This is a genomic window from Arthrobacter glacialis, assembly GCF_002909445.1.
Lineage (GTDB): Bacteria > Actinomycetota > Actinomycetes > Actinomycetales > Micrococcaceae > Specibacter > Specibacter glacialis.
Genome location: NZ_PPXC01000003.1, coordinates 93,631 through 115,992, shown reverse-complemented (window position 1 = coordinate 115,992; position 22,362 = coordinate 93,631). Strand labels below are relative to the sequence as shown.

The 22,362-nt window shown below is 62.5% G+C and carries 24 protein-coding genes; 20 read left to right on the top strand and 4 right to left on the bottom strand.

The genetic code is table 11. The annotated features are described in order from the left end of the window. The first annotated feature begins 64 nt into the window (after positions 1-64). The gene (locus tag CVS27_RS04405; protein ID WP_103464525.1) at positions 65-1,834 is read left to right on the top strand and encodes a DEAD/DEAH box helicase; all 1,770 of its coding nucleotides are present in this window, start codon (positions 65-67) and stop codon (positions 1,832-1,834) included. 116 nt (positions 1,835-1,950) lie between these two features. On the opposite strand, the gene CVS27_RS04400 is transcribed toward CVS27_RS04405, so the two are convergent. Together CVS27_RS04400 and CVS27_RS04395 are read right to left on the bottom strand one after the other, a co-directional pair. Continuing rightward, positions 1,951-2,568 carry an isochorismatase family protein gene (locus CVS27_RS04400; protein WP_103464524.1) on the bottom strand — a complete coding sequence of 206 codons (618 nt, stop codon included), beginning with the start codon at positions 2,566-2,568 and terminating at the stop codon, positions 1,951-1,953. A 12-nt stretch (positions 2,569-2,580) separates the two neighbouring features. Next, positions 2,581-3,885 carry a nicotinate phosphoribosyltransferase gene (locus CVS27_RS04395; protein ID WP_103464523.1) on the bottom strand — a complete coding sequence of 435 codons (1,305 nt, stop codon included), beginning with the start codon at positions 3,883-3,885 and terminating at the stop codon, positions 2,581-2,583. A 76-nt stretch (positions 3,886-3,961) separates the two neighbouring features. Here CVS27_RS04395 and clpS point away from each other — a divergent pair, with 76 nt between their 5' ends. The 7 genes from clpS to rdgB all read left to right on the top strand — a co-directional run bounded on the left by clpS (position 3,962) and on the right by rdgB (position 9,087). Continuing rightward, entirely contained in the window at positions 3,962-4,267 is a 306-nt protein-coding gene (gene clpS / locus CVS27_RS04390) for an ATP-dependent Clp protease adapter ClpS (protein ID WP_103464522.1), read from the top strand. Beyond that, positions 4,260-4,826 (top strand): DUF2017 domain-containing protein, encoded by a 567-nt coding sequence (locus tag CVS27_RS04385; protein WP_103464521.1) that lies wholly within the window; start codon positions 4,260-4,262, stop codon positions 4,824-4,826. The genes clpS and CVS27_RS04385 overlap by 8 nt, the downstream gene beginning before the upstream one ends. 61 nt (positions 4,827-4,887) lie before the next feature. Next, positions 4,888-5,925, top strand: coding sequence for a glutamate racemase (gene murI / locus CVS27_RS04380; RefSeq protein ID WP_207767444.1), 1,038 nt, complete (start codon positions 4,888-4,890; stop codon positions 5,923-5,925). Continuing rightward, positions 5,922-6,719, top strand: coding sequence for an MBL fold metallo-hydrolase (locus CVS27_RS04375; RefSeq protein ID WP_103464520.1), 798 nt, complete (start codon positions 5,922-5,924; stop codon positions 6,717-6,719). The genes murI and CVS27_RS04375 overlap by 4 nt, the downstream gene beginning before the upstream one ends. 153 nt (positions 6,720-6,872) lie before the next feature. Beyond that, positions 6,873-7,400 carry a hypothetical protein gene (locus tag CVS27_RS04370; RefSeq protein WP_103464519.1) on the top strand — a complete coding sequence of 176 codons (528 nt, stop codon included), beginning with the start codon at positions 6,873-6,875 and terminating at the stop codon, positions 7,398-7,400. A 314-nt stretch (positions 7,401-7,714) separates the two neighbouring features. Further along, the gene (gene rph, locus CVS27_RS04365; RefSeq protein WP_103464518.1) at positions 7,715-8,461 is read left to right on the top strand and encodes a ribonuclease PH; all 747 of its coding nucleotides are present in this window, start codon (positions 7,715-7,717) and stop codon (positions 8,459-8,461) included. Continuing rightward, positions 8,461-9,087 (top strand): RdgB/HAM1 family non-canonical purine NTP pyrophosphatase, encoded by a 627-nt coding sequence (gene rdgB, locus CVS27_RS04360; RefSeq protein WP_103464517.1) that lies wholly within the window; start codon positions 8,461-8,463, stop codon positions 9,085-9,087. Before rph ends, rdgB begins: the two co-directional genes overlap by 1 nt. A 128-nt stretch (positions 9,088-9,215) precedes the next feature. On the opposite strand, the gene CVS27_RS04355 is transcribed toward rdgB, so the two are convergent. Then, a complete protein-coding gene (locus tag CVS27_RS04355; protein WP_243399724.1) occupies positions 9,216-9,950 on the bottom strand; it encodes a VTT domain-containing protein in 735 nt (244 codons plus the stop codon). Between the two features lie 206 nt (positions 9,951-10,156). On the opposite strand from CVS27_RS04355, the gene CVS27_RS04350 reads away from it, so the two are divergent. The 6 genes from CVS27_RS04350 to CVS27_RS04325 all read left to right on the top strand — a co-directional run bounded on the left by CVS27_RS04350 (position 10,157) and on the right by CVS27_RS04325 (position 14,438). Beyond that, positions 10,157-10,516, top strand: coding sequence for a GntR family transcriptional regulator (locus CVS27_RS04350; RefSeq protein ID WP_103464741.1), 360 nt, complete (start codon positions 10,157-10,159; stop codon positions 10,514-10,516). Next, on the top strand, positions 10,513-11,460 hold the full coding sequence (locus tag CVS27_RS04345) for an ABC transporter ATP-binding protein (RefSeq protein WP_103464516.1): 948 nt from the start codon (positions 10,513-10,515) through the stop codon (positions 11,458-11,460). The genes CVS27_RS04350 and CVS27_RS04345 overlap by 4 nt, the downstream gene beginning before the upstream one ends. Next, entirely contained in the window at positions 11,457-12,146 is a 690-nt protein-coding gene (locus CVS27_RS04340) for a hypothetical protein (RefSeq protein WP_207767443.1), read from the top strand. Before CVS27_RS04345 ends, CVS27_RS04340 begins: the two co-directional genes overlap by 4 nt. A 128-nt stretch (positions 12,147-12,274) precedes the next feature. Continuing rightward, complete coding sequence (locus CVS27_RS04335; RefSeq protein ID WP_103464515.1) at positions 12,275-13,273, top strand: 3'-5' exonuclease; 999 nt, start codon at positions 12,275-12,277, stop codon at positions 13,271-13,273. A gap of 121 nt (positions 13,274-13,394) precedes the next feature. Then, a complete protein-coding gene (locus CVS27_RS04330; RefSeq protein WP_103464514.1) occupies positions 13,395-13,802 on the top strand; it encodes an MmcQ/YjbR family DNA-binding protein in 408 nt (135 codons plus the stop codon). A 93-nt stretch (positions 13,803-13,895) separates the two neighbouring features. Beyond that, positions 13,896-14,438 carry a DUF4395 domain-containing protein gene (locus tag CVS27_RS04325; protein ID WP_103464513.1) on the top strand — a complete coding sequence of 181 codons (543 nt, stop codon included), beginning with the start codon at positions 13,896-13,898 and terminating at the stop codon, positions 14,436-14,438. Positions 14,439-14,484: 46 nt separating this feature from the next. Here CVS27_RS04325 and CVS27_RS04320 read toward each other — a convergent pair whose 3' ends face one another. Next, entirely contained in the window at positions 14,485-15,576 is a 1,092-nt protein-coding gene (locus CVS27_RS04320) for an ADP-ribosylglycohydrolase family protein (protein WP_103464512.1), read from the bottom strand. Between the two features lie 85 nt (positions 15,577-15,661). Between CVS27_RS04320 and CVS27_RS04315 the strand changes: the two genes are divergently transcribed. The 6 genes from CVS27_RS04315 to CVS27_RS04290 all read left to right on the top strand — a co-directional run bounded on the left by CVS27_RS04315 (position 15,662) and on the right by CVS27_RS04290 (position 22,287). Beyond that, positions 15,662-16,018: a YidH family protein gene (locus tag CVS27_RS04315; RefSeq protein ID WP_103464511.1), complete on the top strand. Its 357-nt coding sequence runs from the start codon at positions 15,662-15,664 to the stop codon at positions 16,016-16,018. Position 16,019: 1 nt separating this feature from the next. Then, a complete protein-coding gene (locus tag CVS27_RS04310) occupies positions 16,020-16,427 on the top strand; it encodes a DUF202 domain-containing protein (RefSeq protein WP_103464510.1) in 408 nt (135 codons plus the stop codon). A gap of 51 nt (positions 16,428-16,478) precedes the next feature. Further along, positions 16,479-17,480: an aquaporin gene (locus CVS27_RS04305; RefSeq protein ID WP_103464509.1), complete on the top strand. Its 1,002-nt coding sequence runs from the start codon at positions 16,479-16,481 to the stop codon at positions 17,478-17,480. Positions 17,481-17,590: 110 nt separating this feature from the next. Continuing rightward, the gene (locus CVS27_RS04300) at positions 17,591-17,953 is read left to right on the top strand and encodes an SdpI family protein (protein ID WP_103464508.1); all 363 of its coding nucleotides are present in this window, start codon (positions 17,591-17,593) and stop codon (positions 17,951-17,953) included. A gap of 78 nt (positions 17,954-18,031) precedes the next feature. Beyond that, the gene (locus CVS27_RS04295; RefSeq protein WP_103464507.1) at positions 18,032-19,216 is read left to right on the top strand and encodes an exonuclease SbcCD subunit D; all 1,185 of its coding nucleotides are present in this window, start codon (positions 18,032-18,034) and stop codon (positions 19,214-19,216) included. Next, positions 19,213-22,287 carry an AAA family ATPase gene (locus tag CVS27_RS04290; RefSeq protein ID WP_103464506.1) on the top strand — a complete coding sequence of 1,025 codons (3,075 nt, stop codon included), beginning with the start codon at positions 19,213-19,215 and terminating at the stop codon, positions 22,285-22,287. Before CVS27_RS04295 ends, CVS27_RS04290 begins: the two co-directional genes overlap by 4 nt. Positions 22,288-22,362: the final 75 nt, after the last annotated feature.

The following is a 22,362-nucleotide window of genomic DNA, read 5'->3' as shown; positions in this document are numbered from 1 at the left end:
GTTTTACCGTGCCCGGTTCCGGACGCGGAGCAAAGAATGAAGTGACAAGGATGGCGGAGAATTCGTGACGGAAACATTGTTTGGTGGCCCGTCGCTGCCTCCGGCCTACCCTGAGCGTGCTGCATGGGGAACGGCCCAAAAACTTCGAGCATGGCAGAAAGAAGCCATGGAGAAGTACTTTACCGAAAACCCTAAGGACTTCTTGGCCGTCGCTACCCCAGGCGCCGGTAAGACGACCTTTGCCCTGCACATTGCCACCGAGCTTATGGCCCGTGGCACCATCAACAGGGTCACCATCGTCACCCCCACCGACCACCTGAAACGCCAGTGGGCGGATGCCGCCGCCAAGGTGGGTATCGCCATTGATCCCAACTTCAAGAACGCTGACGGCCGTCACGGCAAGGGGTTCGTGGGTGTCGCAGTGACCTACGCGCAGGTGGCCAGCAAGCCCATGCTGCACCGGGCCAAGACTGAGGCCGCCCGGACGCTGGTCATCATGGATGAGATCCACCACGGCGGTGACGCACTGAGCTGGGGCGATGGTATCCGTGAAGCATTTGACCCTGCCGCGCGCCGTCTGGCTCTGACCGGAACGCCGTTTCGTTCCGACACCGCAGCGATTCCGTTTGTGGAGTACGTCGAAGACCGTGACGGGATTCGCCGTTCCAAGGCCGACTACAACTATGGGTATGGCGAAGCGCTCAAGGATCATGTGGTGCGCCCTGTCATGTTCATGGCCTACTCGGGGCAAATGCGGTGGCGGACCAGCGCCGGTGAGGAAATGGCCGCGACACTGGGCGAAGCTGTCACCAAGGACGTCACAGCCCATGCGTGGCGTACGGCGCTAAACCCGGCAGGGGAGTGGATTCCGGCCGTACTCGCTGCTGCTGACAAGCGACTCACCGAAGTTCGCAGGGCAGTGCCCGACGCCGGTGCTCTGGTCATTGCCACTGATCACGAGGACGCCCGCGCCTACGCCGACCAGCTGAAGAAAATTACCGGCAGCTCTCCCACAGTTATTCTGTCCGACGACGCCAAGGCCTCAGACAAGATCGACGCGTTCTCCGCCGGGGACAATCGATGGATGGTGGCTGTGCGGATGGTGACCGAAGGCGTTGACGTACCGCGCCTGGCCGTCGGTGTTTACGCAACCTCCACGGCAACCCCGCTGTTCTTTGCTCAGGCCATCGGGCGTTTTGTGCGGTCCCGGAAAAGGGGCGAAACGGCGTCGATCTTCCTGCCCTCGGTGCCCAACTTGATGGGATTGGCCAACGAACTTGAGCTCGAACGCGACCACGCCTTGGACCGTCCGGACAAAGATCCCGATGGTTTCATGGAAGAAGACGCCGAGATGGAGGAAGCCAACCGTGAAGAAAAAGCCTCCGACACCATGGAGAAGTTCAAGTTTGAGGCGCTGGAATCCCAGGCGTCCTTTGACCGCGTCTTGTTCGACGGCGGCGAATTCGGCACTGGCGGGGCCATCGGCAGTGACGATGAAATGGACTTCCTGGGCATTCCCGGGTTGCTCGACGCCGATCAAATGGGTGTCCTGCTGCGCCAGCGCCAGGCAGATCAGCAAACCCGGCGCCGCAAGAAGGCTCCCGCAGCGGAGCCTGAAGCGCCGCCCTTGATTGATCACCGAATGTTGATGGATCTGCGCAACGAGCTGGCCAAAAACGTATCGGCGTGGAGTGCCCGCTCTGGTATGCCGCACGGCATGGTCCACAGCGAACTGCGCCGCATCTGTGGCGGACCTGCCGTGGCCCAGGCCAACGAATCGCAGCTGCAGATGCGGATGAAGAAACTCCAGGACTGGTTTATCGGCCGCAAATAAAACTAACCCGCAGAAAACGGCGAAAATCCTCGATTTGGAGGTGATTTTCGCCGTTTTCTGCGGGTCAGTTCTTGGCCCACGCGGCCGAGCTTGCGAGGCTGGGGAGGGCGTGGGGACTACTTGACCTCCACGCCTGCGTCTTCGAGTTCTTCCAAGACGTCTTCGCTGGCGTCTTCGTCAACGCCCGCAATGTAGTCGCGCAGCACCGTGGTGTTGTAGCCGGCGTTGACGGCATCAAGTGCCGTCGCACGGACGCAGTGGTCGGTGGCGAGGCCCACGATGACCACATCCTCGACGTCGTTCTCGCGGAGCCAGTCATCCAGACTGAGGGGGGACTCGGCGTCCACATCGGCGGACTCGTGCGCCTCACGTTCGCCGACGGCAACCTCGTCCTCGGGTGCCAGCAGGCCGTCGAAGCCCGAGTAGGCGGCGTCGAACTTGCCCTTGCGGAAGTAAGCGTCAATGTCCTCGGTGTCCAGGTTGCGGTGCAGGGCGGCGCCCTTGGAACCAGCAACGCAGTGAACCGGCCAGCTGGTGCGGAAGTCAGGGGCATCCGAGAAGTGGCTGCCCGGATCCACATGCCAGTCCTGGGTGGCGACAATGAAGTCAAAGTCGGGTGCGTCGGCAATCAACTCAGTGATCTCGCTGGCAAGGTCAGCCCCGCCAGTCACGGCAAGTGATCCGCCTTCGCAAAAATCGTTCTGGACATCAACAATAATCAGGGCCTTGGCCATGAGTAACTCCTTTTAGTTCCTTGGGGTTGTTGCTTGTTCGTATTCAGTGGGGATGACGGCGTCCCCGCGCTGGAGCCGGCGTGCCGCTCCCGGCATCTCCGCCATGGAAGCGGCATGGCGGGCCGTTGCCCGCACCACGCCCTCGGCACCGGTCCACCCAGCTGCGAGCACGCCGCCGGTCATGAACTTGGCCAGCAGCGGCCTGTCGTTGTTGTCTGAGGCTGGCTCGTGGCCGATGCCCACAACTTCCGCCGTGGCAATGCCAGAGCCATTCAGGCGGCGCATGGCGTACTTCCGCCCGCCCACGCTGGCCTTGTTCTTGGCGGCCTTGGCCACCGAGACGAACTCGCCGTCGTCACCCTCGCGCGAGACCAGTTTGTACACCATGGAGGCTGTGGGGGCGCCGGATCCGGTCACCAGGGATGTCCCGACACCGTAGGAGTCCACAGGTGCCGCGGCCAGGGCGGCAATGGCGAACTCGTCGAGATCGCTGGTCACTGTGATGCGGGTGCTGGTGTTCCCCAGCGAATCCAGCAGGGCCCGGACGTCGCGCGCCTGGGCGAGAAGATCGCCGGAATCCAGCCGCACGCCGCCCAAGGCGGGGCCCGCAATGGCGACGGCCTTGCGAACTGCGGCTTCGACGTCGTACGTGTCAACCAGCAGCGTGGTTCCGGCACCCATGGAACCGATCTGGGCGCGGAAGGCTGCTTCCTCGGAGTCGTGCAGGAGCGTGAAGGAATGCGCGGCTGTGCCCTGGGTCAGGACACCGTAGCGCAAACCGCACTCGAGGTTGGAGGTGCTGTGGAAACCGGCGATGACGGCGGCCCGGGAGGCGGCAACGGCCGACTCCTCCTGCGTGCGCCGCGACCCCATCTCAATGCAGGGGCGGGCGCCGGCAGCACCGATCATGCGGGAAGCGGCGGAAGCGATGGCGGAGTCGTGGTTGAGCACCGAGAGCACATACGTTTCCAGGATGCAGGCCTCGGCAAACGTGGATTCAATGGTCAGAATGGGCGAATTGGGGAAATAGAGTTCGCCCTCTGCATAACCGTAGACGTCGCCGGAGAACTTGAAATCCGAGAGCCAGGCCAGGGTTTCGTCGTTGACAACGTTGTTGTTGGCCAGGAAATTGAGCTCATCCGGGCCAAAGCGGAAGTGCTCCAAACCTTCCAACAAACGTCCCGTGCCGCCCACAACACCGTACCGGCGGCCATCTGGCAGGCGCCGGGCAAAAGCCTCAAACACGCTGCGGCGGTGTGCGGCACCGGAGTGCAACGCTGCCTGCAGCATTGTCAGCTCATAGTGATCCGTAAACAATGAAGTGCGGGGGTGGCCCCAGTTTGATGGCGTAGTCACGGAATTTACTTTAGTGCGGCAACACTAGAATGGACACATGAGTGTCAGCACAGCCCCGGAAACAGTCCGGGAAGTCTCAACCAGCGAACTCATCTCCCCGGACATCCCGTGGGAATTAATCGTGTGGAACGACCCGGTTAATTTGATGAGCTATGTCAGTTACGTCTTCCAAAGTTATTTTGGCTATTCAGAGGCAAAGGCGGCGAAATTGATGCTGCAGGTCCACACGGAGGGCAAATCCGCCGTGGCCCATGGAGCAAAGGAAAAAATGGAAGCACACGCTGTGGCCATGCACGGATTTGGTTTGTGGGCAACGGTCCAAAAGGGCGGCAACCGTGGCTAAGGCCTTCTCCGCCGGGCGCCGCGGCATTACCGGCTACTTGGAACCTGCCGAGCGCGATCTGTTGCGCAAGCTTTTTGCCGACATCATCACCATGCTTGAGCCTGAAACCCCCGCCCACGAGGACCCGCTGGCGGCCTTGATTGGCCTTGACATGGACGTGCAGGTGCCGGTCGATCCGGCGCTGCTGCGTCTGCTCCCTGACGCGGTGAAGGAGGACGACGACGCTGCCCTTGAGTTCCGCCAGCTCACCGAACGTTCACTGCGCGAAACCAAGATTGGTGCCCTGCGCGCAGCCTCGATGGCGTTGGACTCCGAGAAGCTGGTGTTGGATCCGGAAGCGGCAAAGCTATGGGCCATGGCCCTGAATGACATCCGCCTGGTGCTGGCTGAAAGGCTTGAAATCCGTGACGAGGAAGACGCCGAACGGGTCCATGAAGTTCAGGACTGGGGCGATGCCGAGGATGTGGACAGCTACCTGAGCCTGGTCTACAACTTTGTCTCCTGGCTCCAGGAAAGCCTTGTCCAAGCCATGCTGGCTACTCTGCAGCGCGCAAAGTAGTTGTGTTTTTAGCCGCAATAGCAACAGCTGGGCTGGCAAACAAACTATTGTTGGAACGATCATGAGCACACATCCACGAACAGCCCCAACACCAACCGTTGGCACCACCGGGGCGCAGGGCGCCGTGTCCGAACGGGCCATCGGTATTTTTGATTCCGGTGTGGGCGGGCTGACAGTGGCCCGGGCTGTGATTGACCAACTGCCCAACGAATCCATCATGTACGTTGGCGACACAGCGAACGGCCCCTATGGTCCGCTGCCCATTGCCGAGGTCCGGGCCAACGCCCTGGGCGTCATGGATGAACTGGTTGACTCCGGGGTCAAACTGCTGGTCATTGCCTGTAACTCTGCCTCCGCTGCCGTGCTGCGCGATGCCCGGGAACGCTACACAGCCCGCTACGGGATTCCCGTCATTGAGGTGATCCAGCCGGCCGTTCGGCGCGCCGTGGCAGCAACCCGCAGCGGCAAGGTGGGCGTCATTGGCACCGTTGCAACTGTTGGTTCGCGAGCTTATGAGGACACCTTTGCTGCGGCCCCGGATCTGAGCATCACCTCCGTGGCCTGCCCGGACTTTGTGCGCTTTGTGGAATCCGGCATCACGGCAGGCGCCGAGCTACTCACCACCGCCGAAGAATACCTGGCCCCGCTCAAGGCTGCCCAGGTGGACACGCTGGTCCTGGGCTGCACGCACTATCCGCTACTCACAGGTGTCATCTCCTACGTGATGGGAGACTCGGTCACCCTGGTCTCCAGCGCCGAGGAAACCGCCAAGGACGTCTACAAGGCGCTGGTCAGCCACGACCTTGAGCGCGTTTCCGAGCAGCCGCCCACCCACAATTTCCTGTCCACAGGCGACGCCGGCAGCTTCGGCGTGCTGGCCCGGCGCTTCCTGGGCCCGGAAGTCCGTGGCGTGGAACAAGTCAGCCACGTGGCGGCCCATTACCCCACAGGATCCTTGGCCCGCATCACCCCGGACATGATCGCCGCAGCCCGCAGGATCGCCACCGGGCCAGCGGCCACACACGTCTCCAATTTTGTTTTGGCGGATTCGATGGGCAGACTTGCTATGCCGGGAACAGTTGCGGGGGAGCAAACATGAAGTTAACAATCGTTGGATGCAGCGGGTCATTCCCCGGCCCGGCGTCGCCCGCGTCCTGCTACCTGCTGACGGCGCACGACGGCGTGAGGCCCTGGCGGGTGCTGATCGACCTGGGCAGCGGTGCCCTGGGCGCCGCGCAGAAGTACATGGATCTGGAAGACATCGATGCCATCTTCCTCAGCCACCTGCACCCCGACCACTGCATGGACTTGTGTGGCCTGCACGTGGCTGTCCGGTGGAGCCCCAACGGCTGGAACCGCGACCGGATCGCCGTCTGGGGCCCTGCCGAGACGGCTGACAGGCTCGCCACCGCCTACGGTCTGGAGCTTGATCCGGGCATGCACGAGGAATTTGATTTCCAGAATTGGCAAGAACGCGAAGCCGTCACTGTGGGTCCGTTCAAGGTGACTCCGTACGCTGTGAACCACCCAGTCCCTGAAGCCTATGCGCTGCGGGTTGAGGTCACGGAGTACGACGGAACGGGTCTTGACCGCACGGCCGTCATGACTTATTCGGGGGACACCGACAGCTGCCAGGGCCTGGAAGACGCCGCCCAAGACGCGAATTTCTTCCTGTGCGAGGCGGCCTTCCAGGAGGGCCGCGATGATGCCATCAACGACGTCCACCTCACCGGCAAGCGCGCAGGAGAAGCGGCAGCCCGAGCAAATGTGAAACGCCTGCTCCTGACGCATATCCCCGTCTGGACTGACACCAACACTGTGGTGGCCGAGGCCAAGGAAGTATATTCCGGCGATGTTGCCGCTGCCGTGGCGGGCGTCCACTACACCATCTAGTTTCTTGGATGCCTTGGCTTCTCGGCTTCGCGGCTTCTCGGCGGCGAATATCGTCCCAAAGGATCATCCTTTTTGGCCGGCCGTCCGGTTAGGCTCGACTCAAGACCTGATGGCCTGCGCCGTCGAACATGAGATGAAATAAGGATGCCAACCATGAGTGAAATGCCCCGCTACAACCCCGCACCCGAAGCTTTTGTTCCGGCGCAGGCACCCACTGCCCCGCCCATCATGAACACCATCTTCTTCATGCTTCTGGGCGCTGCGGTGCTGCATATTGTCGCCACTATTCTTGGCATCATGAACGTGACCTCGGATTCCTTCCGCAACCAGGTCGAGCAGCAGCTGTCCGGTCAGAACATGCCTGAGACCACTCCGGAGATCGTGGACGCAACCATTATGTTTACGCTGGTGACCTCCCTTGCCATTGGTGTTGTGGGTGTCATTGTCTACGTGGTGATTGGCTTGTTCATCAAGAAGGGCATGGGCTGGGCCCGCATTGTGGGCTTGGTGTTGGCTGCCTTGTCATTGGGGCAGCTTGTTGGCATGACCATGCCTGGCGGGATCGCCGTCATCTTGCAGGTGCTGCTCGGCATTGCTGCCATGGTCCTGTGCTTCACCGGTCCGGCGGCTGCCTTCTTCACGGCGAAGAAGAACTTCAAGCTGGCGAGCAAGACCCCCTAGCTCCGTATTCCTCCCGTCCAGCGGGCTTCACAAGGCGGCTCCCATCACCGGGGGCCGCCTTTTTCACCACTGCTGACCGTAGCCGCGAGATGCATGGTTGCACGCGGCATTGTGCGGCCACGGTCAGCAGTCGATGCCAGTAGCCGCCCTCCCCAACCTCGCTGCTCCCCAGCCGCTCCCACCGCTCGCAAGCTCGCGGCGGGTCCCTCGCGGCCGTGGGCCCCCGCTCTTGGCCTCTCGGGCGCTAGCGCCGTCGCGCCCTCCCCAAGCTCGCTGCGCTCGCTCGTGGCCCCTCGGGCGCTAGGCTTGTCACCATGACATCCACTGAAACTGTTTCCTTGCGCTCTGACGGGCGCGCCAATGACCAACTCCGCGACATCACCATCACCCGCGGCTGGTCCAAGCAGGCCGAAGGCTCGGCACTGATCGAATTCGGCAACACCCGCGTGTTGTGCACCGCATCCCTGACACCTGGTGTGCCGCGCTGGCTCAAAGGCGAAGGCACCGGCTGGGTCACGGCCGAATACGCGATGCTGCCGCGCGCCACGAACACCCGTAACTCCCGCGAATCCGTCAAGGGCAAAATTGGCGGCCGCACCCATGAGATTTCCCGTCTGATCGGCCGCTCATTGCGCTCCATCATCGACCTCAAGGCCCTGGGCGAAAACACCATCGTGCTGGACTGCGACGTTCTTCAGGCCGACGGCGGCACCCGCACGGCAGCGATCACCGGCGCCTATGTGGCACTGGCCGACGCCATCGCCTACGCCAAGGAGAACAAGCTGATCGCCAAGAACGCCCAGCCGCTCATTGACACGGTCTCCGCCATCTCCGTGGGCATCATCGACGGGGTCCCCATGCTGGACCTGCCCTACGTTGAGGACGTCCGCGCCGAGACCGACATGAACGTCGTCGTCACCGGCTCCGGCAAGTTCGTCGAAGTCCAGGGCACCGCAGAAGGAGCACCCTTTGACCGTGACGAACTGAACCAGCTGCTCGATCTGGCCCTCATCGGCACCACCGAACTGACCCGGATTCAGCGCGAAACCCTCGGCCTCTGATGAGCGCACCCAAGCTGGTTTTGGCCACCCACAACCAGGGCAAGCTGCGTGAGCTGCGTGAATTATTGCGCGGCCAGGTGCCGGGTTTGGATGTGGATGCTGACGTGGTCGACGCCGGAGCTCTCGGAGCGCCCGACGTAGCCGAAACGGGTGTCACCTTTGCACAGAACGCGTTACTGAAGGCGCACGCCGTGGCACAGTTCAGCGGAGCCCTGGCCATAGCCGACGACTCAGGATTGGCCGTAGACGTGCTCGGCGGTGCGCCCGGGATCTTCTCTGCCCGCTGGGCGGGGACACACGGCGATGACACGGCCAATCTCAATCTGCTGTTGGCGCAGCTCTCAGACATTGCCCCCGATCATCGTGGTGCCCGCTTTGTGTGCGCTGCGGCGTTGGCCAGCCCCGACGGCTCGGTGGACGTTGTGGAGAAGGGGACCCTGGATGGAACCCTGCTGAGCGAACCACGGGGCGAGGGTGGCTTTGGCTACGACCCCATCCTGGCGCCCCTGGGCCTGGACAAGTCCTGCGCGGAGCTGACAGGCGCTGAAAAGAACGCCATCAGCCACCGCGGCAACGCGTTCCGTGCGCTGCTGCCGCACATCATCAAGGCCCTCTCCCAACTATGACGCAGTAGGTGCTAAATTCACGGCGATTTCCAGCACCTACTGCGTCATAGTTGGGTGGGGGAAAGCAAAAAGCGACCCGCAGCAATTTGCTGCGGGTCGCTTTTCGATGGTTGCGGGAACTGTGAAAATTACGGGGTGGGCTCGGCCTGCTGCGTGACCTTCTTCTTGCGACGGCTGCTCAGGGCCTTGAGGAACTCGATGCCAATGGGGATGACCGAGACGGCAACAATGGCGATGAAGATGATGTCGAGGTTGTCGCGCACCCACGGCACCTTGTTGCCCAGGAAGTAACCCAAGTAGGTGACTCCGCCTGCCCACAGCACGGCGCCAATGGCGTTGAAGAGCAGGAACTTGCGCATGTCCATCTTGGCGACGCCCACAATGACGGGAACAAAGGTGCGCACAATCGGGACGAAGCGGGCCAGGATCAGGGCCTTGCCGCCGTGCTTTTCGAAGAAGGCGTGTGCGCTGTCCACATGTTGCTTCTTGAAAAACTTGGAGTCGGGCTTGTTGAAGATGGCGGGGCCGGCCTTGTAGCCGATGTAGTAGCCCATCTGATTGCCTACGAAACCGGAGACAATCAACATCCCCATCAACACATAGATGTTCACGGGCATGGCGCCGGTGCTCACCAGCAGGCCGGCCGTGAACAGCAGTGAATCGCCCGGCAGGAAGAAGCCCACCAGCAGGCCGGTTTCGGCGAAGATGATGGCGCAGGCAATGATCACTACCCAGAAGCCCAGGGCGGAGTTGTCCAGGATCTTCATGGGATCCAGCCAGTCGGGGAGGAAGCCGAGGGAGGGTACGGCTCCGTGTCCCACAAGCGCGGGCAGGGCAGAGTCACTGAGTGCGGTTAGTATCACCGTTCCAGATTACGGCACTTAGCTGGACGCTTCCTCCATCCATGGGCTGATGTTTCGGGCACCCCTTGACTATTACTTCATTGCTTGTATGGTTAGTTACATGAGTAATGAACCAATGGGGTTGGCTAGCGGTCCGGGCGGCCGGGGCTTGGCGGTGATGGCCGGTGATTGATGACAGCAAGCCGATCTTTTTGCAGATTGCGGAAATGATCGAGAACGACATAGTTGACGGGGCTCTGGGCGAAGAGACGCAAGTACCTTCCACCAATGAGTTTGCGGCTTTCCACAGGATCAACCCGGCCACGGCAGCCAAGGGCGTCAACCGCCTTGTTGATGACGGGATCCTTTACAAGAAGAGGGGAATCGGCATGTTTGTTGCCACCGGATCCCGCGCCGTGCTGATGGGCCGGCGCCGGGAGGATTTTTACGAACAGTTTGTCCGCCCGCTGGCCAGTGAGGCCCGCAAGTTGGGGATCGACGGCGTTGCGCTGGCGGAGATGCTGGCCCGGGACCCGGGCGCAGGGGAAGAAAACACCAGAGCCAATGCGAAAGAAGGCGCGTTATGAGCACATCCATTGTCCAGGTGATGGACCTTCGTCGGCGCTACCGTGACGTCCAGGCCCTCGATGGCGTCAGCCTCAGCCTGGAGCGGGACAAGATCTACGGCTTGCTGGGCCGCAACGGCGCCGGCAAGACAACCCTCATGTCCATCCTGACTGCCCAGGGTTTTGCCAGCAGCGGATCCGTGAGCGTCTTCGGGGAGCACCCCTATGAAAATGAAAAAGTGCTCAGCAGGATTTGCTTCATCCGTGAATCACAGAAGTACCCGGATGACTTCAAGCCGGTGCACGCTTTCAAGGCAGCAGCGTTGTTCTACAAAAATTGGGACAACGCGCTGGCCCTGCAATTGGCCAAGGAATTCCAACTGCCCATGAAGCGCCGAATCAAAAAGCTCTCGCGCGGCCAGCTTTCGGCAGTGGGCGTCATCATTGGGCTCGCCTCACGTGCGGAGTTGACCTTCTTCGACGAACCCTATCTGGGCCTGGATGCAGTGGCACGGCAGCTCTTTTACGACAGGCTGTTGGCTGACTACACGGAATTCCCGCGCACCATCGTCTTGTCCTCACACCTGATTGACGAGGTGGCGAATCTGCTCGAGCACGTCATCATCATTGACAAGGGCCGCATCATCCTTGACGACGACGCCGAGAACATCCGCGGATCAGCCATCAATATTGCCGGCACCAGTGCGCGCGTCGAGTCATTTGCCGCAGGCCGCAGCGTCCTGCACAGGGAGAGCATCGGTGCGTTGCTGTCGCTCACCCTGGAGGGTTCCCTGACGGCCGCCGAACGCCGCGAAGCCCAAGAGCTTGGCCTGGAACTGGGGCCGGTGTCGCTCCAGCAGTTGGTCATCCGAAAAACGCTCGACGCCGAGGCGGCCCTGGACGGCCCGTCCCCGGACCCCGTCGAAGCAAACCCGAAGATCACCCGGACAGGAGCATCACGATGAACCGCGCACTGGGAGTTGCCAAAATGCAGCTCATCAACAAATGGACGTTTCTGGGCATACCTGCTGTGATCATCACAGGATCGTTCCTGCTCAGCATGGTCATTTGGGCCCTGATCCCGGACTCGGTGGGCGTCAAATACTCCGGCGCTGGCCAGGCGGTCATGTGGTACTTCTTTGGCCTGGGCATCCAGTCCCTGACCCTGAGCTTCCCGTTCTCGCAGGGCCTGAGCATCAGCCGCCGGAACTTCTTCCTTGGCACGGTGGGGCTGTTCACTGTGCTTGCTGCCGGGATTGCAGCCCTGTATGTGGTGCTGGGCCTCATTGAAAGCGCCACCAACGGCTGGAACCTGCAGGGCCGCATGTTTGCCATCTCCTGGGTCGCGGACCAGCCGTGGTTCATCCAATGGTTCTTTTACTTCGTCATGATGATGTTCCTGTTCCTGCTGGGTTTCTGGTTCGCCACCGTTTACAAGCGCTGGCAGGCGACGGGAACGCTGGTCATGTCGCTCTCGCTGGCGGTGCTGCTGGTCGGTGCCATCGCCCTCATCACGCTGCAGGGCTGGTGGCCAGCGGTCGGAGCGTGGGCCATCACCCTGACGCCGGCCAGCATCGGAGTGCTGGCTCTGGCCCTGGTTCTCATGCTGGGAGTTGGCGCCTACCTGACACTGCGCCGGGCCACACCCTAGAGAAATTCAAAGGTAAGTCCGACGCCGGAACGCAAGCCCGGCGTCGGACTTACCTTTGCGCTGGGGCAGGGGTGTGACGCACGGCTCGAGATGTATTAAGCGTCCGCGGCGGGCGGTAGCCTTGATGGGTGCCTCTGGACTTTACTGCCATCGATTTTGAAACCGCCAACGGATTTAGGGGATCGCCCTGCTCCGTGGGTCTGACAAAGGTCCGTGGCGGGGTGATTGTGGATGAGGGCTACTGGCTCATGCGCCCGCCCGTTGGCCATGACCACTTTGACTCCCGAAACATCACCATCCACGGGATCACCCCCGACGACGTTGCCACCGCCCCGCGCTTCCGTGAGGTCTTTCCGGAGGTGCTGGACTTTATTGGCCAGGATGCCCTGGTGGCGCACAATGCCGCCTTTGATGTGGGCGTGATCCGTTCGGCGTCGGAAGTCTCCGGCATGACCTCGCCGGCCTTTGACTATGCGTGCACGGTGATCCTGTCCCGCAAGAACTATTCACTCCCGTCCTACTCGCTGCCGTTCGTGGCGCAGGAGGCAGGAGTCCCGCTGCTCAACCACCACGACGCCACAGAAGATGCGCGGGCCTGCGCCGGGATCATGGTGGACATTGCCGCCAAGCACGGCGCCAACAGCGTCCAGGACATTTTTGCCTCGATGAAACTGGCCATGCCCCACGTTGACGCCTACGACCCTGCCCGGGACGAGATGTCCAAGGCCACCCGCTCGGCCCTGGAGAAGATGGCGGAGATGAAGGCGGGGATTGCCGGCGGTGCCGTCCGGGGCGGCCGCGTCAGCTGGTCCACGGAAGGCCCCAACCCGCTGCCGAATCCACACGCCGATGATTCACACCCCTTGTTTGGGCAGACGCTGGTCTTCACCGGCGACCTGAGCCTGGGGCGTCCCGAGGCAAAGCAGCGAGCAGCCGTGTACGGTGCCCAATGCGCCAGTAATGTGACACTCAAAACCACTGTGCTGGTGGTGGGCAGCGGGTTCACGGCCACCGATCTGCGCAGCGGGCGGCTCACCTCCAAGGCGCAGCGGGTGCTGGAATTGCAGCGCCGCGGCCAGGGCATTGAGGTGCTTTCCGAGGGCGAATTCATGCAGATGATCGGCTAAGACGCAGCTTTGGTGATTCGCTGCTGATATATCCGGCGCGGATCACCACATCGACGTCATCAGCCTCATCGGCGGGATTTGGTGCTGGTGCCACCGGGGCCCGCGCGCCTAGGATGCTCCCATGGCCCATCCTCGAATGTACAGCGACGATGACCCATTCCTGCTCCGGCTGCGGGGCCTGTGCTTTGCCTTCCCGGAGGCCATCGAGAAGGAAACTTTTGGTCGGCCCACGTTCAGATGCGGCAAAATCTTTGCGTATTACGGCCAGGGCCAAAGCGGGCACCCCCGGCCCGCCTCCATCCAGGTGCTGCCGGAAGCTGACGAGCGTGAGGCGTTGCTGGCAGACCCGCGTTTCTACCTCCCCTCCTACATTGGACCGTACGGCTGGGTGGGGCTCGATCTGACCCTGGCCGAGCCGGATTGGCAGGAAATTGCCGAGCTACTGGACAGCTCCTACCGCCGGATTGCACCAGCCGCCTGCTTGGCGCTGCTGGAACGCGACGGCTCACCGGCAGACCGCCGGCCGTAGCCTGCCCCCACGCCGGGCTGTCAAATGGCAACCGGCTGTCACATGGGGCAACAATGCTTTATTTCCAGTGCTGCCGCGTCCTACTGTGGGAACATGACACAGCTAGCGAAGTTCCACGCCGCAGCCGATTCCGTGCAGCCTCCCCGGCCCGGCGCCCTCAAGCGGTTCTTCGCCTTCCCGAACCCGGTCAATGAATACGCGGCACGATTCACCGCCGGCATCATTGTGGTCCTGGCACTGGTGGCAGTGGTTGGATCGATCGTGTGGCTGGTGGGGATCATCGCGGCGGGATTTGCCCTGCGCGTAGCCTTTGGCCCACGCATCTCCCCGGCCGCCCAACTGTCTGTGAAGGTCCTGGCCCCGCGCCTGGGCGCACCCAAATTGGTGCCTGGCCCGCCAAAACGGTTCGCCCAGGGGATTGGTGCTGTCCTGTCCATCGCGGCGTTTGTGCTGCTCCTGTCAGGCGTGGCACCCCTTGGCTGGTTGCTCATGGTCATGCTGCTGATGGCCGCCTCGCTCGAGGCGGTAATCGGTTTGTGCCTGGGCTGCCTGATCTTTGGCTGGCTCCAGCGCCGCGGGCTCATCCCCGCCAGCATCTGTGCCGAATGCGCCAACTTCACGCTGCGCACGCACTGACGGGGCACTAACTGACTGCGCAATAATTGAGAGCGCCAGCGCCAAGTTACTCCCCGGTGGTGAGCTTGATGAAGTCAGCTCCCAGGCGGCGAATCAGGGCCGGTGCCTCGCACAGCGTAAGCCACGACGGCGGCAAGGCCGCTTCCCCGTAGAGCGCACCAAGGATGTTCCCGGCAATGGATCCGGTGGAATCACTGTCGCCGCTGTGGTTCACGGCCAAACGCTGTGCAGCGAGAAAGTGTTCCACGGGCGAGGACGACGTTGCTGCGGTGGACAGCACTGCGTAGAGGGCCACAGCCAGAGCCTCCTCCGCCACCCAACCCAAGCCCAGCGCGGCGGTGAGGGAATCGCCGTTCAGGGGTTCGCCGTCGTGCGTGGAAAGCGTAAGGGCCGCCGCCAGACGGGCGAGCAGCTCGGCGTCGGGGGAGGGCTCGGCAGCGGCACGGTCCCGGGCGGACTCGGCCGCAGCCCGGAGCGGCAAGCCGCCCACCACCAGCTCATGGATGAGCCAGCTAAACGCCCCGGAGCTCTGGCGCGCGGAAGGGTGTCCGTGGGTCAGGGACGCGGCGTCGGAACTCATCTTGTAGACGGTTTCGGCCTCAACATTGGGCAGCAGGCCGTAAGGAGCGGAGCGCATGACCGTCCCGCAGCCCTTGGAATCAAGGTTCACGGGCCGGAAAGCCGTACCCATCTCACCCGTGGCGAGCCCGCTCAGGCAGGCGCTTCCCGGGTGGCGCTGGTGGTGCAGGACGCTCTGGGCATCAATCCAGCGCGGCGCCTGCTCGGGGGCGTGCTCGGCGCCGGGAACACCCTGGGTCTTGAACCAGCGCAGGTATGCCAGCCACTGGCAGGCGTTGATGTCCGCGCCCACGCCGTTGTTGGCCCATTCCAGGACATCCAGCAAACCATCCAGAGTGTAGAGGGTCATCTGGGTGTCGTCGGAAAAATGCACCGGCATCTGAGCCTGGGACAAGTCAACCAAGCCGGACGGGCCGTACCGGGCGGTGATTTCTGCCAGCGAATCAAACTCCACCAAATAGCCGAAGGCGTCGCCCAGCGCGCCTCCCATGAGTGTTCCTTGGACGCGGCTGGCAAAGCTGGCCGTTGGCTCGCCGGGGGACTGCGCTGCAATTGTCATGACACTAATTTACCGTCCTTCGGTGGGACATTCATGCCCAGTAGACTCGTAGCTGAACAACCACCCCACACTAATGAGGAGACCCATGCGCGAGCCTGCGTGGCGACGGACCGGGACGATGCCTGACTACAGGTTTTCCCTGGCCAACGAGCGGACGTTTTTGGCCTGGGTGCGCACTGCACTGGCCCTGCTGGCAGGGGCTGTGGCCATTGACCAGCTGGCACCGGAGATAGCACCGCCGGTGGTGCGCATCATCTTGTGCATGGTGCTGGCCCTGATTGGGGCCGTGCTGGCGGTGGTCAGCTACCGGCGCTGGGCCCATCAGGAACAAGCCATGCGCAACGATGAAGAGCTGCCGCATTCCTGGCTCATGCTCGGGATGACTATTGTGGTCTCTCTGGCGGCCATCGTTTTTGCCGTCCTGATTATGGTCCGGCCCTAATTTGGGTGCCACGCACGCCCCGGCCAGGGACCCCGGGCTGCAGCCCGAGCGGACGGCTCTGGCCTGGCGGCGCACCGTCATGAGTGCAATCATCGCCAGTGTCCTGATTTGGCGCGGCTGGATCCAAGCCCTTGCGGGTACCCAAACTGCTGCCGAGAGTGCCTCATTGATAGGCCAGGGCAGCCCGGCCCATATCGTTGGGCTGGGCATCTGCGCCGTGGTGGCCAGTGTGACAACCATCATTTTGGTGATGTGTTCGGTGGTCCGGATCCGCCTGCTGCACGCCGGGGTTGGGGTGTTGGAGAGCAGTGCCCACATCACCGTGCCAACTCTTATGGTACGCACAGCATCGGCCGCTATAGTTGCTCTGGCGCTCGCCACCATGTGTGCCATGGCCTTGGGGATTTAGTTCCCGGCGCAGCCCTTGACTTTATGTTTCCTACCGAAGGATTTCAACACCATGACTACACCCGGAACGGCTACGGCGCATGCCTACCCGCTCAGTACCCGCGTTGCCATTGAGGGGCTGGGCAGCTTCTTCATTGTGTTTGCAGGTCTGGCCACGGCACTGTTTAGCGCAACGGGGTCAGGCTCCACAGTGGGCTTCGCCTACGGGCTGGCCATGGTGGCCGTCATCATTTCCTTCGGGCACATCTCCAACGGCTACTTCAACCCGGCGTTTTCGTTGGGCATGGCCGTTGCCGGCCGCCTGAAGTACTCGGCCATGGCCCTGTACATCGTGGCCCAGACTGTTGGCGGCCTGCTGGCAACTGCTGTATTGCTGGCCCTGGTCAAGGTCATGCCGGCCGGTGCCACCCCCGAAACGCCCAAACTGTTCGGCGCACTGGCCAACGGTTTTGACTCGCATTCCCCGTCCCAGGTGCCCATGGTGGGCGTGCTGATCGTGGAAATTGTTGCCGTTGCCGTGCTGACGGCACTGATTCTGGGCATCACCTCTGCCCGCAACACCACCTCGCTTGGCCCCGTCGGCATTGGCCTGGGCTTTGCTGTGGCCATCGGCATCACCATGCCCCTGAGCAACGGTTCGCTGAACCCGGCCCGCGCCACCTCCGTGGTTTTCCTGGCCGAGTCCTGGGCCGCCGGCCAGCTGTGGTTGTTCTGGCTCGCCCCGCTCTTTGGTGCAGCCTTGGCCGCAGCCATTTTCCGTTCCTTCGCTCCTTCCGCGTCCCTGGTTGCTGCGGATCTGACGGACGACGCCGCTGCTCCCGCAGCTGATGCCGCCACCATTGATTCTTCCGATTCTTCGGATTCTTCGGCAACGCAGGTCGAGACGGACAAGCTGCCCAAGCCAGTGCCTGCATCCGGCCACGACGGCGCAGCTGCCCGGAAGGCTGCCCCGACTGAGGGTGTTAAGACTGACGGTGCCGATAGTGACAGTGCCGCTACTGACAGGGCCGTGATTGACGACGCCCAGGCGTTCTTCGACGGCCGCAAGAAGTAACCCGCATTTCCTTTTCCAACTGACCCGCAGAAAACGCCGAAAAACACGGTAAAACCGTGAATTTTCGGCGTTTTCTGCGGGTCAGTTGGCTTTGGCGCTAGGCTTGGTGGATGCTGATCTTCTCCCTCCTGTTTCTTGCCGCGTGCTCACTGGGCATTGCTGCCGCCAATCATGCGTGCGCCGCAGGGAAAATCAAGAAGAATCCGTTGCTTGGCATTCGAACAGCCAAAACTATGGTCAATGAGGACACCTGGAAGGCCGGGCACGCCGCCGCCGTGCAGCCGCTCTGGGTCAGTGGCATTGCCGCGGCAGCCATTTCCTTGGCCGGGTTATTGTTCTTGGAGGACCCCAACACCCAGCTCGTCATGGTTTTCCTAGCGTGCGCCCTGCTGGTCACAGCAGTCATTTACGGTGCCAAGCTGGCAAATGTTGCTGCTGTGGAAGCTTTGACCGTAGAAAAAGCGCGCCGCTAAGCATCTTCCCCGGTTTGGCCTCCACCCGCACGCCCTGGCTGTGACAGAAATGTCGGTGCCCTCCTATAGCGTGGAACCATGAAGCTACTTCACACCTCCGACTGGCATTTAGGCAGGTCCTTCCACGGTGTTGGCACCCTCGCTGCACAACACCGGTTTGCCGATCAGCTCCTGGAAACAGTCACCTCAGAAAACGTCGATGTGGTCCTGGTTGCCGGGGATGTCTACGACCGCGCACTGCCCAGCGTGGATGTTGTGAATCTCTTCGATGACATCCTGGCCAGGCTCAACGCTGCCGGCGTGCAGGTGGTGGTGAGCAGTGGCAACCATGATTCCGCGACACGGCTTGGCTTTGGTGGCAGGCTGCTGGAGAGCGCCGGTGTGCATTTGCGCACGCGGCTGGCGGATCTGGCCGTGCCAATTCTGCTTCCCTTGGATGGCAGTGCCAGCGGCGACGACGGCGAGCCGCCTGCCACCGTTGCCATTTACGGCATTCCCTTTCTGGAACCCCGACTGGCAGCCCAAGATCTGGGCGTGGAAAACCCCACACACTTCAGCGTGACGGAGGCAGCCCTCAAACTCATTGCTGCAGATCTGGCCACGCGCGCGCCAGGAACCCCCAGTGTGGTTCTGGCCCACACCTTTGCCAGCGGCGGGATCTCCTCGGCCAGTGAACGTGAACTGTCCATTGGGGGTGTTGGTGCCGTCCCCCTGGACCTTTTTGAGCCCTTCAGCTATGCGGCACTGGGGCACTTGCACGGGCCCCAGACGCTGAGCCATTCGGTGCGCTACTCCGGTTCGCCGCTGCCGTACTCCTTCTCCGAAGCCAAACACAACAAGGGTGCGTGGCTGGTGGAAATCACTGCCACGGGTTTGGGGGAGGTGCGCAAGGTGGACTGGGCGCCGGAGCGTGGGTTGAGCATCCTCAGCGGCAAATTGGAGGAGTTGCTCTCGTCAGTCGATTTTGACCAGGCGGAAGAACACTTCTGCCAGATCACCCTCACCGACAACGACCGCCCAGAACAGGCCATGGAGCGGCTGCGTGTGCGGTTCCCCAACACGCTGGTGTTGATGTTCGCCCCGGACATTGCGCGTGAGTCCGATCAACAAAGTTACGGTGAGCGGATTTCCGCCGCGGCCAATGAGCTGGACCTCTGCTGTGGTTTCCTTGACCATGTGCGGCACCGGCCCGCGAACGACGACGAACAAAAAGTTTTGCGCGAAGCCTTGACTGCGGTCCGGGCACAGGAGGCGTCCCTATGAGGATTCACCGTTTGGAAATCCAGGCCTTTGGTCCGTTTGCCGGGCGTGAAGTGGTGGACTTTGACGAGTTGGGTGCCCAGGGCATCTTCCTGCTCAATGGTTCCACGGGAGCCGGGAAGACAAGCGTCCTGGACGCCATTGCCTACGCCCTCTACGGACAGGTTCCAGGAGCAAGGCAGGGCACCAGCGGGCAGCTGCGCAGCCACCACGCGGGCGAGGGTGTTGGCCCCGAGGTTTTGTGTGAATTCAGTGCCGGCGGGCGGCGTTTGGAGGTCCAGCGCAAGCCCGAGTGGATGCGTCCGGTAAAGCGCGGCCAGGGCACCACCCGGGAGCAGGCCAGCACCCAATTGCGCGAGCAAACCGCCGACGGTTGGGAAGTGAAGTCCACCCGCAACGATGAAGCTGCGGCTGAAATTCAGGGACTGTTGGGCATGACCATGGCGCAGTTCACCAAAGTGGTTTTGTTGGCCCAGGGGGATTTTGCCGCGTTCCTGCGTGCCACTGCCGAGGAACGCCAAACATTGTTGCAAAAACTCTTTGGCACCGACATTTACAAGGACTTGGAGGTCCGCCTGACCGCCGAGTCCAGACAGGCAAACACTGATGTTGCTGCCGGTCTGAATGAGTTGGCAGCTACGCAGCAGTTGGCCCGCAGCCAGAGCGCGCCCACCCTGGCCGCCGACGTTGCCGCTCAAGCCCAAGCATCCCCGCCCGAGCAGGACACGGACGCAGTGGACATTGCAGAACTTGCCGGCCTGGAGCTATTTGCCGAACTGGGTCGACAGGTGGCGCTGGCGGTTGCGGCCGCGCAAGGCCGTGCGGCGCAGGCAGAGCAACAACACGATCACCTTGAGGAGGCTGTGCGGGACGCGCAGGCCCGCAGCGCGCGCCACACGGCGCTGGCTTCGGCACTGGCGGAGCAGCTCAGGCTCGCCGGGCTGGCTGAGCAGTCCCGGCTATGGCGCGACCAGCAGGAACAGCACCACGAAGCCCAAGTCCTTGCGGCGGTGGTGGATGCTGCTGTGACAACATCTCAGGCTGGCCAGCAGGCGCGCGCAATGGTGGCCTCTGCTGCGGCCAGTTTCAGCACCAATGAGGTGGCCGTGGCGTTGCTGGGCCAACCCGTGGATACTGCTGGCGCCAGCGCCTTGGAAACCGTGGACCGTGAGCTGACAACACAGCTGGCCGCTGTGGCAGCCGTGCTGCCGGATGAAGTGCGGCTCGGTGAAAAAACCACCTTGCTCGCCAGCAACCGGAGCTCGCTTTCGCTTGTCCTGACGCTCCAGCAAGAGCAAGGCGAAGCAGTGGGTGCGGCAAGGACACGACTAGACCAGATTCAAGGTCAGCTGACGGCACTGCGTGAGGGCGCGCAGAGCGTGGAACTCACACAACAAGCAGCACAGCAGGCAGAGAGCCTTGTTCACACCATCATCGAACACACAGCCCAACAACTGTTGGTCACGCACCTGGCGGAGGCAGAAAGCAGTGCGCGCGGCCAGGCTCTCGACGCCAAGGAAACGTGGCTTCAGGCCTTCGATCGCCGGCTCAGCCAGGTTGCCGGTGAACTGGCGGCCGACTTGGTGGACGGCGACCCGTGCCAAGTCTGCGGCAGCACAGTGCATCCGGACCCCTCTCCCTTAGCCAGCTCCGGAGCAGACCTGCCCAAGGCCGAGAAAGCAGCCAAGCAGGCCCACGAGCTGGCCGAGAAAATGGCCAATACGGCACGTACGGAGCTGGCTCAGGGCCAGAGCACTTTGGCCGTTCTGGTGGAACGCGGAGGAACGGGCAAGCTCAACGACGCACAGGATGCGGTGGTGCAGGCAACGATGGCCCATGAACGGGCCAGCAAAACTGTGAGCGAGATTGCCGCCCTGGCCGCCGAGGCCGCCACCCAAGAGGAACACCTTGCCGCGGCCCGGTCAGCCGGCCTGGCCGCGGCAGAACGCGCGGCTGCACTGAGTGCCACCAATGCGGCATTGGGCCAAGAAATTGAGCTCCTGAATGAGCAGCTGACGCTGGCCCGCGACGGATACCCGTCGTTGGCGTTGCGGCAGGCCGCCCTGACCCAGGCACAAGTGCCCGCCGATGCGCTTTTGCGAGCCGTCCGTGAGCGCGGCACGGCGATGCAGGCCCAGGAAGCGGCAGCCATTGCCCTGACACAAGCCCTGGCGGCATCCGACTTTTCCGATGTTGCACAGGTCAAGGAAGCCCTGCTCAGCCCTTCGGAGGCGGCGGCCGTGGACAAGGACTTGAAGGACTACACCAGGGCTGTTGCTGTCAACGCGGACAGACTGGCGGCAGCCGACGCGGTACTGGCCGCTCAGGAAGCAGCGGCAAACGTCCCCGTCCCCACAGTTGCGGAACTAGAGGCCCTGCGCAGTGCGGCCAAGGACGCCCAAACGCACGCACGTGCCGGTGCCGTGGCTCTGGGGCTGGCAGAATCGGCTGCGGGCCAGCTTGCGGCCACGGAAATTTCCTTCAGGAAGCTGGAGGCAACCGTGGCGCCACTGCGTGAACGGGCTGCTTTGTTGGCCGGGCTCGCTGATGTGGTGCGCGGATCCGGTGACAACAGGTACAAGATGACGCTGACCAGCTATGTTTTGGCGGCCCGGCTGGAACAGGTGGCCCAGGCGGCGTCCCTGCGCTTGTCTACCATGAGCGACGCCCGGTACACCCTGCGCCATAGCGACGCAAAAACCGGCGGAAACAGAAAATCGGGGCTGGGCCTGGAAGTCGTTGATCAGTGGACCGGCGTGAGCCGGGACACCGCCACGTTGTCCGGTGGGGAGTCGTTCATGGCGTCCTTGTCCCTGGCGCTGGGATTATCAGATGTTGTGCAGCAGGAATCCGGCGGACTGGACATGGAAACCCTCTTCGTTGACGAGGGCTTTGGCAGCCTTGACGAGCAATCCCTGGAGCAAGTCATGGATGCGTTGGAAGGCCTGCGCGACGGCGGGCGCATGATTGGCCTGGTCAGCCACGTGGCGGAGATGAAGACACGGATCCCCATGCACCTGCACGTCTTGAAGGGCCGCAGCGGTTCCACCCTGACAGTGGGAAGCCTCGAATAGTTCCGGCCCGGCCCGATCCCCACTAGACTGGAAACGTATTTGGGTTCGGTGTACCGGGTGGGGGGACGGTGCACG

What these genes read in the sequence shown, in the direction of transcription:
- CVS27_RS04325 (WP_103464513.1), top strand. Translation starts at nt 13,896, where the DNA reads ATGACACAGCTAGCGAAGTTCCACGCCGCAGCCGATTCCGTGCAGCCT.
- CVS27_RS04375 (WP_103464520.1), top strand. Translation starts at nt 5,922, where the DNA reads ATGAAGTTAACAATCGTTGGATGCAGCGGGTCATTCCCCGGCCCGGCG.
- rdgB (WP_103464517.1), top strand. Translation starts at nt 8,461, where the DNA reads ATGAGCGCACCCAAGCTGGTTTTGGCCACCCACAACCAGGGCAAGCTG.
- CVS27_RS04400 (WP_103464524.1), bottom strand. Translation starts at nt 2,568, where the DNA reads ATGGCCAAGGCCCTGATTATTGTTGATGTCCAGAACGATTTTTGCGAA.
- CVS27_RS04300 (WP_103464508.1), top strand. Translation starts at nt 17,591, where the DNA reads ATGCTGATCTTCTCCCTCCTGTTTCTTGCCGCGTGCTCACTGGGCATT.
- CVS27_RS04345 (WP_103464516.1), top strand. Translation starts at nt 10,513, where the DNA reads ATGAGCACATCCATTGTCCAGGTGATGGACCTTCGTCGGCGCTACCGT.
- CVS27_RS04295 (WP_103464507.1), top strand. Translation starts at nt 18,032, where the DNA reads ATGAAGCTACTTCACACCTCCGACTGGCATTTAGGCAGGTCCTTCCAC.
- CVS27_RS04370 (WP_103464519.1), top strand. Translation starts at nt 6,873, where the DNA reads ATGAGTGAAATGCCCCGCTACAACCCCGCACCCGAAGCTTTTGTTCCG.
- clpS (WP_103464522.1), top strand. Translation starts at nt 3,962, where the DNA reads ATGAGTGTCAGCACAGCCCCGGAAACAGTCCGGGAAGTCTCAACCAGC.
- CVS27_RS04305 (WP_103464509.1), top strand. Translation starts at nt 16,479, where the DNA reads ATGACTACACCCGGAACGGCTACGGCGCATGCCTACCCGCTCAGTACC.
- CVS27_RS04350 (WP_103464741.1), top strand. Translation starts at nt 10,157, where the DNA reads ATGATCGAGAACGACATAGTTGACGGGGCTCTGGGCGAAGAGACGCAA.
- CVS27_RS04330 (WP_103464514.1), top strand. Translation starts at nt 13,395, where the DNA reads ATGGCCCATCCTCGAATGTACAGCGACGATGACCCATTCCTGCTCCGG.
- rph (WP_103464518.1), top strand. Translation starts at nt 7,715, where the DNA reads ATGACATCCACTGAAACTGTTTCCTTGCGCTCTGACGGGCGCGCCAAT.
- CVS27_RS04315 (WP_103464511.1), top strand. Translation starts at nt 15,662, where the DNA reads ATGCGCGAGCCTGCGTGGCGACGGACCGGGACGATGCCTGACTACAGG.
- CVS27_RS04320 (WP_103464512.1), bottom strand. Translation starts at nt 15,576, where the DNA reads ATGACAATTGCAGCGCAGTCCCCCGGCGAGCCAACGGCCAGCTTTGCC.
- CVS27_RS04290 (WP_103464506.1), top strand. Translation starts at nt 19,213, where the DNA reads ATGAGGATTCACCGTTTGGAAATCCAGGCCTTTGGTCCGTTTGCCGGG.
- CVS27_RS04340 (WP_207767443.1), top strand. Translation starts at nt 11,457, where the DNA reads ATGAACCGCGCACTGGGAGTTGCCAAAATGCAGCTCATCAACAAATGG.
- murI (WP_207767444.1), top strand. Translation starts at nt 4,888, where the DNA reads ATGAGCACACATCCACGAACAGCCCCAACACCAACCGTTGGCACCACC.